Source organism: Paenibacillus spiritus, from assembly GCF_008710135.1.
GTDB lineage: Bacteria > Bacillota > Bacilli > Paenibacillales > Paenibacillaceae > Paenibacillus_AQ > Paenibacillus_AQ glufosinatiresistens.
In genome coordinates this window covers 367,776-381,933 of the sequence record NZ_VYKK01000005.1, presented here as the reverse complement: position 1 = coordinate 381,933, position 14,158 = coordinate 367,776, and the positions used below count along the sequence as shown (strand labels likewise).

General features: G+C 57.1%; 11 protein-coding genes. 2 read left to right on the top strand and 9 right to left on the bottom strand.

Translation table 11 applies throughout. From position 1 onward, the window contains the following. Positions 1 to 35: 35 nt before the first annotated feature. The 3 genes from F4V43_RS06285 to F4V43_RS06275 form a co-directional block, all read right to left on the bottom strand. Positions 36 to 758 (bottom strand): amino acid ABC transporter ATP-binding protein, encoded by a 723-nt coding sequence (locus tag F4V43_RS06285; RefSeq protein ID WP_150457376.1) that lies wholly within the window; start codon positions 756 to 758, stop codon positions 36 to 38. Further along, a complete protein-coding gene (locus F4V43_RS06280; RefSeq protein ID WP_150457375.1) occupies positions 745 to 1,419 on the bottom strand; it encodes an amino acid ABC transporter permease in 675 nt (224 codons plus the stop codon). The genes F4V43_RS06285 and F4V43_RS06280 overlap by 14 nt, the downstream gene beginning before the upstream one ends. 89 nt (positions 1,420 to 1,508) lie before the next feature. Beyond that, positions 1,509 to 2,336, bottom strand: coding sequence for a transporter substrate-binding domain-containing protein (locus tag F4V43_RS06275; protein ID WP_150457374.1), 828 nt, complete (start codon positions 2,334 to 2,336; stop codon positions 1,509 to 1,511). A 196-nt stretch (positions 2,337 to 2,532) separates the two neighbouring features. On the opposite strand from F4V43_RS06275, the gene F4V43_RS06270 reads away from it, so the two are divergent. Continuing rightward, the gene (locus F4V43_RS06270; RefSeq protein WP_150457373.1) at positions 2,533 to 4,284 is read left to right on the top strand and encodes an alpha-glycosidase; all 1,752 of its coding nucleotides are present in this window, start codon (positions 2,533 to 2,535) and stop codon (positions 4,282 to 4,284) included. A 126-nt stretch (positions 4,285 to 4,410) separates the two neighbouring features. Here the strand turns inward: F4V43_RS06270 and glgA are convergent, their stop codons facing one another. Beyond that, positions 4,411 to 5,925, bottom strand: coding sequence for a glycogen synthase GlgA (gene glgA, locus F4V43_RS06265; protein ID WP_150457372.1), 1,515 nt, complete (start codon positions 5,923 to 5,925; stop codon positions 4,411 to 4,413). A 36-nt stretch (positions 5,926 to 5,961) separates the two neighbouring features. Further along, positions 5,962 to 7,995 (bottom strand): 1,4-alpha-glucan branching protein GlgB, encoded by a 2,034-nt coding sequence (glgB, locus tag F4V43_RS06260; protein ID WP_150457371.1) that lies wholly within the window; start codon positions 7,993 to 7,995, stop codon positions 5,962 to 5,964. Positions 7,996 to 8,289: 294 nt separating this feature from the next. On the opposite strand from glgB, the gene F4V43_RS06255 reads away from it, so the two are divergent. Then, positions 8,290 to 9,507, top strand: a complete 1,218-nt coding sequence (locus tag F4V43_RS06255; protein WP_150457370.1) for a glucose-1-phosphate adenylyltransferase — start codon at positions 8,290 to 8,292, stop codon at positions 9,505 to 9,507. Between the two features lie 127 nt (positions 9,508 to 9,634). On the opposite strand, the gene F4V43_RS06250 is transcribed toward F4V43_RS06255, so the two are convergent. The 4 genes from F4V43_RS06250 to F4V43_RS06235 are packed head-to-tail and all read right to left on the bottom strand — an operon-like array spanning position 9,635 to position 14,145. Beyond that, positions 9,635 to 10,726 carry a GNAT family N-acetyltransferase gene (locus tag F4V43_RS06250; protein WP_150457369.1) on the bottom strand — a complete coding sequence of 364 codons (1,092 nt, stop codon included), beginning with the start codon at positions 10,724 to 10,726 and terminating at the stop codon, positions 9,635 to 9,637. Next, positions 10,723 to 12,162 (bottom strand): sensor histidine kinase, encoded by a 1,440-nt coding sequence (locus F4V43_RS06245; RefSeq protein WP_191089503.1) that lies wholly within the window; start codon positions 12,160 to 12,162, stop codon positions 10,723 to 10,725. The genes F4V43_RS06250 and F4V43_RS06245 overlap by 4 nt, the downstream gene beginning before the upstream one ends. Continuing rightward, positions 12,159 to 12,857, bottom strand: coding sequence for a response regulator transcription factor (locus tag F4V43_RS06240; RefSeq protein WP_150457367.1), 699 nt, complete (start codon positions 12,855 to 12,857; stop codon positions 12,159 to 12,161). The genes F4V43_RS06245 and F4V43_RS06240 overlap by 4 nt, the downstream gene beginning before the upstream one ends. Beyond that, on the bottom strand, positions 12,850 to 14,145 hold the full coding sequence (locus F4V43_RS06235; RefSeq protein WP_191089495.1) for a hypothetical protein: 1,296 nt from the start codon (positions 14,143 to 14,145) through the stop codon (positions 12,850 to 12,852). Before F4V43_RS06235 ends, F4V43_RS06240 begins: the two co-directional genes overlap by 8 nt. Positions 14,146 to 14,158 lie beyond the last annotated feature (13 nt).

Sequence of the window (14,158 nt, the reverse complement as noted above, 5' to 3'; positions counted from 1 at the left end):
TCGGCCGCGGGCTTGCCCCGCGGCCGATTGTGTCTTTAGAGCACCTTACTGAGGAAGTCCTGGGTCCTCGGATGTTTCGGGCTGCCGAACACTTCCTCCGGCGTTCCCTCCTCCACGATATTTCCGCCGTCCATGAACAGAATGCGGTCGCCCACTTCCCGGGCAAAGCCCATCTCATGGGTGACGATAACCATGGTCATTCCCTGCTCCGCCAGATTCTTCATGACTTCCAGAACCTCGCCGACCATCTCCGGGTCCAGCGCCGATGTCGGCTCGTCGAAGAGCATCACGTGAGGCTGCATCGCCAGCGCGCGCGCAATGGCAATGCGCTGCTTCTGTCCTCCGGAAAGCTGCGACGGATAGGCGCTCTTCTTGTCCTCAAGTCCTACCGTCCGAAGCAGATCGACCGCAATGGCCTCCGCCTCTTCCGGCTTCTGCTTCTTCACCTTGATCGGCGCAAGCGTAATATTCCGGAGCACGTTCTTGTGCGGGAACAGATTGAACTGCTGAAATACCATTCCCATCTTCTCGCGGGTGGCATTGATATTGTGCTTGCGGTCCGTGATGGATTCGCCTTCGAATTCGATCACGCCGTCGGTCGGCTGTTCCAGCAGATTGAGGCAGCGCAGGAAAGTGCTTTTGCCGGAACCGCTCGGTCCGATGACAACGACGACCTCTCCCTTGCGGATCTCCAGATCAATGCCCTTCAGAATATCAAGCTTGCCATAGCTTTTGTGCAGATTCTTAACGGTTATCACTCGCGTTCAACCTCCTTTCAAAACGGCCCAGCAGACGGGACAGTGTAAAGGTCAGGATGAAATACAGCAGCGCCGCGATAATCAGCGGGTTCATCGGCTCATACGTAATGGTCGTAATCGAACGCGACTGGAACATCAAATCGTAGACGCCGATCATGGATACAATGGAAGATTCCTTGATAATCGTAATGAATTCGTTGCCGATGGCCGGCAGCACCGCTTTGATCGCCTGGGGAAGCACAATGTAGCGGAAGGTCATCGCGGGGCGCATGCCGAGCGAGCGCGCCGCCTCCGACTGGCCGCGGTCAACGCCTTGAATGCCGGCCCGGAACGTCTCCGCCAGATAGGCCGAGCTGTTGATCGACAGCGTGATCGCGCCGGACTGTACGGCCGTGAATTCAATCCCGTACTTGGTCAGACCGTAATGGATCAGGAAGAGCTGCACCAACATCGGGGTACCCCGCAGAAACTCTACCCACAGCGTTGCAATCCAGCGAAGCACCCGCCAAGGCGACATCCGCATCAGCGCCACAATAATTCCAAGTACAAAACCGCAGAAGACGCCGATTACCGAGAGCAGCAGCGTATATTTGATGCCTGTCAGGAAAAAATCGCGGTAATCATAGGCCATCCGGAGGATCGGAATATCCATCAAGCTCATTCCTTCTTCACTTCCTCTCTTCTAATCAAAAAAACAGAAAACGGCGGGTAAGTACCGCCATTTTCTGAGAAGTAGGCTTGGAGCGCTTCTTATTTGCTCTCGGCAAGCTCGTTGGCTTCGGTCACATACTGGTCAATCTTCCCGTCCTTGGACAGACGGGCGATGGTCTGATTGACGGAATCCAGCAGTTCCTTGTTGCCCTTCTTCACTCCGATGACATAGCCGTCATCCTCAACCGGCGGCTTGGCGTCGGCGATGGCCAGGCCCTTCACATTCTGGACGAACGATTTCGCGACCGGCCCTTCCATAATGGAAGCGTCTACCCGGCCCGATTGCAGCTGAAGCACGATTTCGGAAATTTTGCCGAGCGAGGTCAGCTTCGCGCCTTCGATGCCTTTGGCGATATCCTGCTGAATTGATCCCGTCTGGACGCCGAGCTTCGCGCCTTTCAGCGCATCCATCGTAGCGAACTTGTCCTTGTCCTCTTCGCGGACAACAACCGCCTGCTCTGCCTTGTAGTAGATGTCGGACAGATCCACTGCCTTGGCGCGCTCCGGAGTCGGGCTGAGACCGGAGATTACCATATCCACACGGCCGCTGGCCAGCTCGTTCAGCAGCGATTCGAACGGAAGATCCTTCACTTCCAGCTTCGCTCCCATATCTTCCGCAATATCCTTCGCAATCTCGATATCAAAGCCGACAATCGTATCCTTGCCGTCGACGACTTTATGGAATTCATAAGGCGGGTAATCGGCGCTCGTGCCCAGCGTCAGCGTCTTGCCGGACGCCTCGCTGCCCGAAGAAGGCTGAGCCGAAGCGGAGGCGCCCCCCTTCTCATTATTATTGTTCTGACCGCATCCGGACAGCAGTGCCGCTGCCAGAATCATCCCCATCGAACCTTTGATCCACTTGTTCATCGTATTCTCTCTCCTGTTCTGCATGCATGAATTGACCTTATGTGAATTAATAAACGGAATTTTCAGACCGATTTATTATAAACGACGACGCATGAATATGCAAAGAGTTTTTTCGCAAAAGACAAGCTTTGGTTTCAGCGGACAAACAACAAGGGTATTATGGGACAGAACTACCAGAATTCATGGAGGTGCTCTCATGCAGAAAGAAGCTTTGTACCATATTCCCGGCTATAAATGGGCCTATGCCTACGATACCGAAACCGTGCGGCTGCGTGTGCGGACCAAGCGCGGCGACGTCAGCCGCGTCGTGGCGCAGTGGGGCGACAAGTATGACTGGGACCGGTTCCACGATGAGACCGCCCTTGAGATTGTGACTTCGGACGAACTGTTCGATTATTGGGAAGCCGCCGTTTCTCCCTTCTACCGCCGGATGTCCTACATATTCCGGTTAGAGTCGGAGGAGGAGACCCTTTATATGACCGACCGGGGCATTGTCGAGGAGTTCCCTGAACCTTCGGGCAGTTACTATGAATTCGCCTATATCCACGATGTCGATCTGTTCAAGGTGCCCCAATGGGCCAAGGAAGCTGTCTTTATGCAGATTATGCCGGAGCGGTTCGCGAACGGCGATCCTTCCAACGATCCCGAAGGAACCGAAGACTGGGGCGGCGTCCCGACGCGCGAGAATTTCTTCGGCGGGGACCTTCAAGGCGTAATCGACCATCTGGATTACCTGGAAGACCTGGGCGTGAACGCCATTTATTTTACGCCGATCTTCGAGTCTCCGTCCAACCACAAATACGATATCGTGGACTACAAGAAGATCGATCCGCATTTCGGAGATACGGAACTGCTCAAAAAGCTGATCGGCGCCTGTCACGACCGGGGCATCCGCGTGGTTCTCGATGCAGTGTTCAATCATTGCAGTACGGAATTCCCTGCCTTTAAGGATGTCCGGGAGAATGGCGAAGCATCCGTCTACCAGGACTGGTTCCATGTTCGTTCCTTCCCGGTCGAGGTCAAAGACGGCATTCCGAGCTACGACACGTTCGGCTTCTTCGAAGAAATGCCGAAATTCAACACGGCGCATCCCGATGTGAAGAACTATTTGCTGGAAGTGGCCGAATACTGGATCAAAGAAGTGGGGATCGACGGCTGGCGTCTGGATGTGGCCAACGAGATCGACCACGCGTTCTGGCGGGATTTCCGCAACGTCGTCAAGTCGATTAATCCGGAGGCTTATATTATCGGCGAAGTCTGGAGTGACTCCCTGACCTGGCTGACCGGCGACCAGTTCGATTCCGTCATGAACTATCCGTTCTCGGATACCGTACTGTCCTACTTCAACGGCGAGATGAACAGCCTTGACTTCAGCAACAAAATCGGAGCTCTGCTGATGCGCTATCCGCAGCAGACGAATGAAGTGATCTTCAACCTGCTCTGCAGCCACGATACGCCGCGCCTTCTGACCCGTCTCGGAGGTGACAAGCGGAAGATGAAGCTGGCCGTCACGTTCCTGATGACGTTCATCGGCACGCCTTGTCTCTTCTACGGCGATGAGATCGGCCTTGAGGGCGAAGGCGATCCGGACTGCCGCCAGTGCATGGAATGGGACCCGGAGAAGCAGGACCGCGATCTCCATGATTTCTATCGTATGGTCATTCGCCTCCGCCGGGAACACCCTGCGCTGCGCAGTTCCCGCTACCGGATTCATCAGGCCTGCGCCGACACTCCCTGCTTCGTCTACGAACGTTCCGAGGGGAACGAGCAATTCCTGATCTGGATGAATAATTCCGACGAGGAACAGACGCTGTCGCTGCCGGACCTCGCCGAAGGCTGGAAGGACGCCTTCTCCGGGGAGGAAGTCGCAGGCGGCGAAGACGGGCTGTCCGTCACGCTTGAGCCGTTCGGCTTCCGCATTCTGCACCGAGAGGTGCAGAACGCCTGACGGCGGCTGCTTCTCCCTTCGTCTCTTCTCCGTCTGCCAGAGCAACAAAGAAGCGGTCCGCTGCCGGAAATCCGGCGGAGGACCGCTTTCTTATATGCGTTATGGTGTACCTCATTAGCGAGGCACCTAGATCTCGCCCGGCACTTCCTGTTCCGGCTGCGGAACGACCGCAGCATCAGGAGCTTCCGGCTCCTCCGCCGCAAGCGATGTCTCCGTCCGGCCTGTAATGTGATCGTAAATGTCGATGTACTGCTGCGCCGAGACGCCCCAGCTGTAATCGCCGGCGAATGCGTTGCGGGTCACTTTCTTCCAATGCTCCGGTTGGGCATAGAACGATGCCGCGCGCCGGATGGTGTACATCATGTCATGGGCGTTGTAGTCGTGGAAGGTGAATCCGTTGCCTTCCCCGGTGAATTCGTTGTATGAATGCACCGTATCATTCAGGCCGCCGGTCTCCCGCACGATTGGAATGCTGCCATACCGCAGGGCAAGCAGCTGGCTGATGCCGCAGGGCTCAAATTTCGACGGCATCAGGAAGAGATCGCTGCCGGCGTAGATTTTGCGGGAGAGGGCATCGCTGAACGTAATCTGGGAAGAGAGCTTCGTCGGGTACCGCCACGCCGCCTCCCGGAACCAGCGCTCATAATGCTCGTCTCCGGTCCCGAGGATGACGAACTGAAGCGTATCGAAGTACAGCAGCTCATCCAGAATCCGGGTCACCAGGTCCAGTCCCTTGGAATCGACCAGCCGGGTTACCATGCCGATCAGCGGAATATGCGGCGCAATGGGCAGGCCCAGTTCCTGCTGAAGCCCGAGTTTGTTCTCGGTCTTCTTGGCCAGGTTATTGCGGTATTTGACATAGATCTGGCTGTCGGACTGCGGGTTGTACATCTTCGTGTCGATGCCGTTCACAATGCCGCTCAGCCGATCCGCACGGGCATTGAGCAGTCCGTCCAGTCCGTAACCATAATGGGAGGTGCGGATCTCGTCGGCGTAAGTCGGGCTTACCGTCGTGATCCAGTCGCTGAAGACGATCCCGCCTTTCATGAAGTTGACATTGCCGTAGTATTCCACCCCGTTGAAGTAGCGGCTGTCCAGCCCCAGCAGGTTGCCCAGCACCTCATACGGAAATACCCCTTGATACAGCAGGTTGTGAATGGTGAACACCGTCCGCATCCCGCTGTAGAACGGATTGTGCCGGTAGTGCCCTTCGAGGAGCATCGGAATAACGGCAGCGTGCCAATCGTGGCAGTGCAGGACGTCCGGCTGGAAATCAATCGACGGCAGCACTTCCAGAACCGCGCGGTTGAAGAAGGAGAACCGTTCGCCGTCATCCATGTAGCCATAGATTCCGTCGCGTCCGAAGTAATATTCATTGTCGATAAAATAGACCGGTACGCCGTCATGCACCAGCATCTCCACGCCGCAGTACTGGTTGCGCCAGCCGACCGGAACGGTCGTGACGGCAACGGGCTGCATGGCCTGGCGGTACTTCTCCGCGATGCCTTTATATTTTGGCAAAATGACGCGCACATCCATACCGGCGGCTCTCAGCGCCTTCGGCAGGGCGCCGATGACATCGGCCAGCCCGCCTGTCTTAATAAACGGATGGCCTTCCGCAGCAGCAAACAGGATCTTCATGGTTCATGTCCCCCCGTGGATAAATAGAATGCCTTCTTATTTCTGGGTCGCAGCCTTTCGCGTACGTCGCTTCGGCTGCTCGGACGCAGCCGCCGCCGTCGTCTCGCCGCCGGCGGGCAGGGTCTGTTCGGTGGCGGAATCCGCCGCCGTCTTCTTCACTGCGGCGCCTTTTCCGCGCCGGGCGCTTTTCTTCAGAATGACCACGCTAAGCGGCGGCAGCATCAGCTCCAGGCTCTGAAGCTGCTCGTTGCAGGCCGTCTTCTCTGTCTTGATCGGTTCGTTGCGGAGCCCGGAGCCGCCGAACTCCGCCCAGTCGGAGCCGAATACTTCTTCATACACGCCGCTCTTGGGCACGCCGATCCGGTATTTCTCGTAATGGCGCGGCTGGAAGTTGATGACGACTACCAGCTCGTCGGAAGGTCTCCGGCCCCGGCGGATGAACGAGATCACACTCTGCCCGCGGTCCTCGGCATTGATCCACTGATAGCCCTCCCAAGTATGGTCCTGCTCCCACAGCGCCTTCTCGCCCAGGTAGAAACGGTTCAGCGCCGCCGTATAGGCAAGGGCCTGGCGGTGAGTCTCATAATCGAGCAGCAGCCAATCCAGCTGGTCCTGATCCTTCCATTCGATGAACTGTCCGAACTCCGCGCCCATGAAGATCAGCTTCTTCCCGGGACTTGTGAGCTGATACGCCTTCAGCAGCCGCAGACCCGCGAACTTCTCCTCATAGGAGCCCGGCATCTTGTTCAGCAGCGAACGCTTGCCGTGCACCACTTCGTCATGCGACAGCGGCAGCGTATAATTCTCGGAATAGGCATAGACAATGGGGAAAGTCAGCAGGTTGTGATGATGGGGACGGGCCCCGAAATCCTTCTCTATGTATGACAAGGTATCATTCATCCAGCCCATGTTCCATTTGTAGTTGAAGCCGAGCCCACCGTCATGCGAAGGCGCGGTAACCCCGGGCCAGGCGCTCGATTCTTCCGCCATCATCAGCGCGTTCGGGTATTCGCCGAAGACGACGCTGTTGAGCTTCTGGATAAAAGCAATCGCCTCCAGATTCTCAAGCCCGCCGTGCTGATTCCGCCGGTACTGATGCTCGCCTTTCTCGAAGTCTAGCCGCAGCATGCTGGTTACGGCATCGACGCGCATGCCGTCGATATGGAACATCTCGTACCAGTACAGAGCGTTGGAGATCAGGAACGATTGGACTTCGGGCTTGCCGAAATCGAATGAGAGCGTTCCCCAGCCCGGTTTGTCGGCTTTCAGATGGTCGGCGTACTCGAACACCGGCGAACCGTCGAACAGACGCAGACCGTGGGCGTCGCGGGCAAAATGCGCAGGTACCCAGTCCAGAATTACGCCGATGCCGTTCTGGTGCAGACTATCGATCAGCCGCATGAGTTCCCGCGGCTCTCCGTATCGGCTGGTCGGCGTATAATATCCCGTTCCCTGGTACCCCCATGACAGATCATACGGGTGTTCGGCAAGCGGCATGAATTCTACGTAATTATATCCCATTTCCAGCAGATAAGGGACAAGCATCTCCGCCAGCTCGGTATAGCTGTACAGGTCTCCATTCTCCTTCTGCCGCCACGTGCCGAGGTGCATCTCATAAATATTGACCGGCTTGGCATAGGGCGATGCGTTGCGGCGCCGCCAGGCCGAATCGCCCCAACGGTAGCCGTCGATGCGGCGGACCACGGAGGCCGTAGCCGGACGGACTTCAGCGGAGAAGGCGTAAGGATCGGCTTTCAGGAAGCTGCTTCCGTCCTGCCCGACCATTCTGTATTTGTAAATGGTTCCCTCTTCGATTCCCGGGAAAAACCGACTCCAAATTCCCGAATCGGGTATCTTATATAGCGAGTCCTCTTCGCGGCTTCCATCCCAGCCGTTGCGGTCGCAAGCCAGTCCTACATACAGCGCATGGGGAGCCCAGACGGTGAAACGGAACCCGGCAACGCCGTCTTCAACTGCGGGATGCGCGCCCATAAAGCGGTAACTGCGGTAATGGGTGCCTTCATGAAACAGATACACATCCTCCGAAGTCGGCGAACCGTTTGTCTTCATTCGCTCTTCCAATTGATTACCACCTTTTTGTGCGTTATTGGAGATAGGCCGGAAGTCCAAGGTCGATGAGATGTTTTTGGACAGTATTCATTATTAACATTACCCCAATTCCAAGGGTTTGAAAATCGCAAGAAAGAAAAATGGCGTCCACTCATTATTTCGTGTAATTTTCCTAAAAAATTCGGAGTATATTTCATTCACACTTCAAATTCACGTTTCATTCACAGACTGTTCGTTTAAATAACAAGCATTGACAACACATTGGCAATTACACACTTTTGGAGGGGACATTTTATGAGTAAAAAAGATTGCATAGCCATGCTGCTGGCGGGAGGAGAAGGCCGTCGTCTTGCGCCGCTTACTTCTGTGATGGCCAAACCGGCCGTCCCGTTCGGCGGACAATACCGAATAATCGACTTCCCCCTCAGCAATTGTGTTAATTCGGCGATTGATACGGTCGGGGTACTAACCCAATATGAAGCAGAATCCCTTCATAACCATATCGGCCAAGGCGAACCCTGGGGTCTGCAGAACAGACCGGACGGAGGGGTTCAACTTCTGCCATCAGGCGACAATACCTACACAGGCACGGCTGATGCCATTTATAAGAACATTGAATTTATCGACCGCCACGCTCCCGAGAATGTCCTGATTCTTTCGGGGGATCATATCTATCACATGAATTATCGGCAAATGCTGAATTATCATATGGAAAAAGGCGCCCAGGCGACCATCTCCGTCATGGAGGTGCCGTGGGACGAAGCCAGCCGCTTCGGTGTGATGAATGTCGACGACAGCCTGCGCATCTCCGAATTTGTGGAGAAGCCGAAGCAGCCCAAGAGCAATCTCGCTTCCATGGGCATTTATCTCTTCCGCTGGGATTATCTGCGCGGACACCTGCTTCGCGACGCTGCCAATCCCGACTCCAGCCACGACTTTGGCAAAGACGTCATCCCGGCAATGCTGAACAGCCAGGACCCGCTCTTCGCCTACCGGTTCAAAGGTTATTGGAGAGATGTCGGCACCGTCGAGAGCCTGTGGGATGCCCATATGGACCTGCTGCGTGAAGACGGAGGCTTCCGACTGGACAACGCCCGCTGGCCGATGTACAGCCGTTTTGGCGCAGGCTCGTATGCATCGGCGAAGCCGCGGCTTCGCCCCACCTTCCCGGACAGCCTCGTGAGCGACTATGCGGTAACCGAGACCGGATTCGTTCAGCGCTCGGTAGTGTTCGCCGGAGCCGAAATCGGCAAGTCGGCGCTTATCAAGAACAGCGTCATCATGCCCGGAGCCCACGTCGGACGCGGAGCCGTCGTCGAGAACGCTATCATCGGAGAAGGCGCACTAGTGAAGGAGGGCGCGGTAATCAAGGGCAGCGTCGGCAAGATCGTGGTCGTTGGCCCGCAGGAAGTAGTGGCCGCAAAACCGGTCATCCGCACCCAGCCGGCACGCCTGCTGCAGGAAGTCTACGAGAAGACCGGACGTCTCCGGGCGGAAGGGCTTCCCTCCTGATTCGGCTGACCTTACCCGCAGCCCCGCTATTCTCTTCTCATTAGTATTCTTAAGCATTCTTAGGTATAAACAAAGGGCGATCCCTGATAAGGGGTCGCCCTTCTTTATGCTGTCTGTCTTTCCGATGCTAATTGTTCTCCGAGCGTTCTTTCCATTCCCGGTCCAGAATGCCCATCTCAATCAGATCGACGTAGGACTCTCCGAACAATGCGGCTTCGCGCTGGCATCCCTCGGTCCGGAACCCGGCGGCTTCATAGGTCGCCCTGGCCTGCCGGTTGAAGTCGAAGACGCCCAGCGAGAGCCGGTGCAGTTCCAGCACCTCAAAGCCGATCCGCTGCGCCTCCGCGATGATCCGGCGGCCGATGCCGCGTCCCCGGCAGGCTTCATCCATCACGACCGTTCCGATGCGGGCCGAACCGTTGTCGCGGTCGATTGCCGCCAGGCGGAAGTGTCCGACCGTCTCCCCCGTCTGCCGGAGGAAGACGCTGAAGACCAGCTTGTCGGATTCAACCGTATGATTCGCTCCTTCCAGATAGGCGCTCAAGGCAGATGCCGTTACCGGATGTTGAAAGCAGGGACCGGCCCATTGCTTGAGAAATTCGGGAGGCTCGGTCCATCGGGTGAAGGCCTCAAAATCATCCGGGGCAAAAAAGCGGACCCCGATGCCGTTCGCACCGGCCTGCTCCGGCAGCCGTTCATACAGGTTGACCTTCTTGCCGCCGCTTATCTCGTTCATTCCCATCAGCCGGAAGCCCCGGGTCTGATAATATCGGTTCAGCTTGACATTGTTCGCTACAGTATCCAGGCGCAGCCCCAAGCAGCCGCGGTGGCGGGCCAGATCGGCGGCGTATTGAAGCATGGCCGCGCCCAGCCCTCCGCCCCGGTAAGCCTGTCCCACGGCCAGACGATGCAGATAAGCATATCTCGGGTCGTTGCGCCGGCCCCAGTATTCCGGATCGCTGAATTGCAGGGTGAAGACTCCGGCCGCCTTGCCTTCATCCTCGGCTACATACACTTCACGCTCCGCGAAATACGACGCTACGCCCGCTTCTGTGAACTGTTCGGGCTTCCACTGCGTCAGCCCGTTCTCTCTCATCCATTCCGCCGCGCCGCGCAGCAGCTCCAGCACCTCACGGGCACGCTCGGGTCCGGCCTGCCGGATGACGATGCCCGGTCCGTTCTTCCCCGGCGCCCTCTCTTCGCTGTCATTTCGGCTCATTCCGTCCCCTCCATCTTCTCTTCGGTGTTAATCGTGCCGGAGGCGGCGTCCGCCAGCATGAGCTGAACGCGTACCCGCGTGCCTTGGCCAAGTTCGCTCTCCATCTCCAGAAGCCCTCCGTGCAGCTCGATAATCTGCTGGCTGATCGCGAGCCCCAGACCCGTGCCGCCGTTGAGGGAATCGACCTGGAAGAAGCGGTCCTTCACCCGGGCAAGATGTTCTTCGCTGATCCCGATTCCGGTGTCGCTGACGACCACCTCGACCTGATCCTCAAAGAGCCGGTAGGCATGAATCATAATATCCGAGCCTTCATGCGAGAACTTGATGGCATTGTCGGCGATATTCAGGAAGACCTGCTTCAGCCGGTTGGCGTCTCCGTAGACCACCAGTCCTTCCTCGGCATCGAGCACGAGCCGGATCTGCTTCTTCTCCGCCTTGGCCCAGACGTTCAGCACAATCTCCTGCAGCAGTTCCTTGATGCCGACCGCCCCCATCGAGAGCCGCATTTCGTTCTGCTGAAGCTTCGAGAAGTCGAGCAGCTCCTCCACCAGCCCGATCAGCCGGTTGCTCTCCTTGGAGATAATGCCGACGCCGAGCTTCGTCTCTTCCGGATCATATCCGCCTGAGATCAGCGTCTCGCTCCAGCCCTTGATGCTGGTCAGCGGCGTGCGCAGCTCGTGCGAGATGGAAGAAATGAAGTCATCTTTGATCTGGTTGCTGCGGACGATCTCCTGCGCCATGTAATTCAGCGTCGAGGCCAGATCTGCAATTTCGTAGCGGTAGTTCCCCTTGATCCGGACGTCGAATTTACCCTTCGCCATCTGGGCCGAGACCGCCGTAATATTGTTCAGCGGCTTAACGATGGAATTCGCCAGCCCGAAGCTGAAGGAGGCGACTACGGCCATCACCGCGCCCCCGATCCCGATGGCCAGCAGGGTGACGTTGAAGAGGTTGCTGTTAATGCCTTCAACCGAGGTCAGGTAGCGGAGCACATAGGCGTCCCGCCCGCCGATCTGGAGAACTTTGGAGACGGCCATCACGTTCTCGTTGGTACCCGGCTGCCGGCCGACCCAGCGGCCGATGCTGCCGCCCACCGCCTCCGGAACGTCGCTCGTCGTAATCGTCCGGTCCGGCTGAAAGCCGGTTGAATTGGTAATCATTTTGCCGTCGAGCGTCAGCACCTGAAGCTCCGTATTGCTCAGCTCGAAGCTGTCGAGCAGCTCTTCCAGCGCGAACGGGGAATTCTCGTTCGTCAGCTGGTATTTCTGGTAGAACTCCTCCGCTGCGCTGATATGCGTCGTAATACTGTTGTAGACGCTGTCGTAATAATAAGTCCGGATGGCCAGCAGAAAAATAACTTCCACGAGGAGAAGCGCCAGGAACACGACCAGAATATAGTGCAGGACGATCTGTCTGCGCATCCCCTTCTTCATTATTGTCCCTGGCCTTTCCACTTGTAGCCGTGCCCCCATACCGTCTGCAGGTACTCCGGTTCAGACGGGTTGCTCTCGATTTTTTGCCGCAGCCGGCGGATGTTGACGTCCACGATCTTCGGATCGCCCATGTATTCTTTGCCCCAGACATGATCCAGGAGCACATCGCGGCTGAGCGGCGTGTTCTCCTTCTCCAGGAAGAACTGAACCAGCGAGAACTCGGTTGGCGTCAGCTCAATGATCTCTCCGCGCCGCTTGAACTGCTTGGAGATCAGGTCCAGCGTGAACGGTCCCGACTCGAAGGAGACTTTGGCCGCCGGTTCCCGGTGGACGTTGACCCGGCGGAGCAGCGACTGGATGCGGGCAATTAGCTCCGTCGGGCTGAACGGCTTGCTGACATGGTCGTCGGCGCCTACCGAAAGGGCGTATACCTTGTCCTGCTCCTGTACTTTGGCGGTCAGGAAAATAATGCCGAGCCGCTCGTTCTTCTCGCGTATTCTCCGGCATACTTCAAAGCCGTCTATCCCCGGCACCATAACATCCAGAAGCGCAATGTCGATATCCGGAACGCTGGTCAGAATCCGGAGCGCTTCATTCCCGTCTCCCGCTTCCAGCACCTCAAAGCCGTTGCGCTTCAAATTGATGACGATAAAACTGCGGATGGACTCTTCATCCTCCAGAATCAACACTTTACTCATCCATACCCTTCCTCTCCGCGGCGGCGCCCGAAGCGCCCGTTCTTCCTCCTGCCGTGTTCTGTTCCAGCTTGCCCCGATAACCGATGATCCGGTCCTGGTCTCTTCCCCAGAGCTCCCAGCCGCCGCTGTTCTTCGCCCGCTCCCACTCCTGGGGCGAGAAGAACGAAATTTCGGCTACCGTCTCGCCGGTCTCCTGCATGATGAACTTCAAATATTCGTTCTGCACCGATTTTGTATCCACCGTTACTTTGCCGTGCCACTCCGGCGGGAAATTCATGAAGAACCGATTGGACGGATCGCGGTACTGCTGGAGCGTGAAATCCAGCCCTTCCTTGCCGTCCCACTTGTAGTAGGAGGTGAACCAGGGAACGGATGCCGTGTCAAAAAACTCCCAGCCCGCCGGCCGCTCCAGCAGACCGATCTCGATGATGCCGTCGCCGTCGATATCCGTGCTTGGAATCCGGCTGTCTTTGAAGGTGCGGTCATCGCCCGGCAGCGCGATGCGGAAGCGGTTGTTCTCCATCACCACCAGATAGCTGTAAGCGGAATGCGAGTTAACCGCCGCATCCAGCACAATGCCCTCCTTGCCTTCGGCTACCCGGCCCGCGATGACGTTGTAATAGTTGTTGATGTACGGGTCCAGGTTATCGAGCCGGTCCAGCTCCTTGAATCCGTCGTCGAACTGGTACGCCGTAAGCGTCGCCGCTTCATTGCGTTTCAGCGAGACCACGGAAATATCGGGCTTGCCGTCCCCGTTCAGGTCGTCGATGACATAACGGGTATAGGACAGCGACAGCAGCTCTTCCAGCGGTCCGCCCGAATAACTGTAGATGACAAGCCCCTTCTGCAGCCCCTCGTCTCCCCGGGAATAGCCGGCAATGATCTCGGGACGGCCGTCGCCGGTCACATCGCGGATCTCCACCGTCTCCAGCACCGTGCCTTCCCCGTCAAAAGACAGCTTCCGAACCCAGGCGTTCTTCTGCTTCTCCAGAATCATGCCGTGGATCTGCACCGCTTCGCCGGGTGTCTCATAGAACACCAGCGTCTCCGGTATGCCGTCTTTGTTGAGATCCTCGGTGCGAATGGAGCTGTCGTCGTCGTTCGTCGGACGAATCAGCACCGAACCGGCCGGTTTCAGCGCGTTGATGGCGGTCATCAGCGTCGCCTTGTCCTGCGGGAGTGCGGGAGATTTCATCATGGACACCGGATCGTTGATATAATTGCAGCCCGGCAGCAGCAGAATCAGCATTAGTCCCGCCGCCAGCCGTCTCGGCCCGATCCTCCTCACGAATCATCACTCA